Below are 2004 nucleotides of genomic sequence, written 5' to 3'. Positions count from 1 at the left end.
AGAGCTGAGCAAAAACTATATTAAGCGAAACCACACCCAAAATGAGACGGAATTGGACATGGCAGCTTAGTTTATCAAAGGGCTAAACTCATACACCAATTGAAATAGCGCCGTCATGTCTCCAACAAAAGATACGAGCCGCATGTTGACTTGATTTTTCGTCATCTATGTGTCAGGGAAATGGCTGCTCGTAGCTCTGCAGATAGTGCGGTAGAACAGCAAGCATTCAGAGGGATGGAAGATCCTGGAAAAATCATCATTGCGAGCATCTGAAAGGTTCGTGGCAATCTCATCCCAGCATCCAGAGATTGCTGCGGCGAAGACGCCTGGAAATGATGTATTCCCCCACACCGGCACCCCCTGAACGGATACAGTTTCCTTATGCTCAAAGATATCGTTGAACTCGCCCGCCCCCACCAATACATCAAGAACTTCTTTGTCTTCCTGCCCGCGTTCTTCGCTTTCAAGCTCCACCAGCCTGGTGTTATTGGGAGTTCATTTGTTGTCTTTGCCGCTTTTTGCCTGGTAGCCAGCGGCGTCTATATCCTGAATGACCGGCAGGACCGCTTCGACGACCGCAAGCACCCGGAAAAGCAGCACCGCCCCATAGCCTCAGGCAGAGTCACATCTACCCAATCGCTTGTATTATTGGCACTTTTCTTGCTGGGGGGGTATCGCTCGCCGCATACTCCGGACCGCTGGTCCTGGGCCTCATAGCATCCTACATACTTCTGAACATCGCCTACTCCTACAAGCTTAAGCACCAGCCCATCATCGACATCACCTGCATCTCTATCGGCTTTGTCCTCCGCCTGTTTGCCGGAGCTGCGGCCACAGGGGTCAACCTGTCCCATTGGATCATCGTCATGACATTTTTGCTGGCCTTGTTCCTCGCCCTGGCCAAGCGCCGCGACGATGTCTTGCTCTGCAACACGACCGGCCAACAAACCCGCAAAGTCATTGATGGGTACAATATTAAATTTCTCGACGCCGCGATGGTTATGACCGCGTCCATCGTCATACTGGCCTATATCCTCTGGTCCATCTCCCCAGCCGTGACCGCCAAGCTCTCCAGTTCGTACACCTTCCTGACCGCAATTTTCGTGGTCCTCGGGATTTTACGCTATATGCAGATCGCTTTTGTGGAGGAGAAGTGTGGGAGCCCGACAAAGGTGTTGTTGCGGGATGGGTTTGTGCAGATGACTTTGGTGGGATGGTTGGGTAGTTTTGTTTGGATATTGTATGTATAACTTTGGGATATCTTATGAACATCAGTGAAGATTTTAAAGAAAATCTATATCTTTTCATAATTTTAATAAGTATGTCCTTTTCTATAGTTATACAATCTTATTTAAACCCTAATGGCTTTTTAAGTCCCGACTCTACGAATTATTTATCAGTAGCTAAAAATCTTTTAAATGGAGATGGCTATGTTTTAGGTCATGACTTAAGGAGAGAGCCTTTTGCTGTCTGGCCGGTAGGATATCCAACATTGATATTCATTGTGGCCAAAATTTCTAACTTATCAGTCTTTTGGGCTTCCAAGCTTACTAATATTCTCTTAATTTTAGGTATATTGATTACAATACGAAAAACATTCAGGAGACAATCTTATCTTTATGCTTTAGTTTTATTTTTTTCATCTTTTATATGTATTTACAGCTACACATGGAGTGAAACATTATTTATATTTCTTTTACTACTTTTTTGCTTGTCTATATATTCTTTACTCAAAACAGAAAAACCGAATAACTTTAATTATATACTTATTTTTTTAACATCTATATCTTTATTTATGAGTAGATATATAGGTGCATTTAGCTTTGGAGTTATAGCAATATTAGCGCTATACTATCTATTCATAGAAAATAATAAAAAAAGATCCATAAAACTAATACTTATTTCTTTTGGCGCAATTATCGTTACCAGTTGATAACCTAAGATAACCTAACCAGCTGCCGCCTGGACCCACGCCGTGGATGAAAGGACGGTGTTAGGTCTCTC

General features: G+C 43.4%; 3 protein-coding genes. All 3 read left to right on the top strand.

Annotated elements, in window-relative coordinates; translation table 11 throughout:
* Positions 1 to 381: 381 nt before the first annotated feature.
* The gene (locus tag N902_RS20425) at positions 382 to 717 is read left to right on the top strand and encodes a UbiA family prenyltransferase (protein WP_244147434.1); all 336 of its coding nucleotides are present in this window, start codon (positions 382 to 384) and stop codon (positions 715 to 717) included.
* A 149-nt stretch (positions 718 to 866) separates the two neighbouring features.
* Positions 867 to 1250 carry a UbiA prenyltransferase family protein gene (locus N902_RS20420; protein WP_244147433.1) on the top strand — a complete coding sequence of 128 codons (384 nt, stop codon included), beginning with the start codon at positions 867 to 869 and terminating at the stop codon, positions 1248 to 1250.
* A 14-nt stretch (positions 1251 to 1264) separates the two neighbouring features.
* A complete protein-coding gene (locus N902_RS19860; RefSeq protein ID WP_153304248.1) occupies positions 1265 to 1933 on the top strand; it encodes a glycosyltransferase family 39 protein in 669 nt (222 codons plus the stop codon).
* The last annotated feature ends 71 nt before the right edge of the window (positions 1934 to 2004 follow it).

The organism is Desulfovermiculus halophilus DSM 18834, assembly GCF_000620765.1.
GTDB classification, from domain to species: Bacteria; Desulfobacterota; Desulfovibrionia; order Desulfovibrionales; family Desulfothermaceae; genus Desulfovermiculus; species Desulfovermiculus halophilus.
This window is presented reverse-complemented; position numbering and strand designations above follow the sequence as displayed.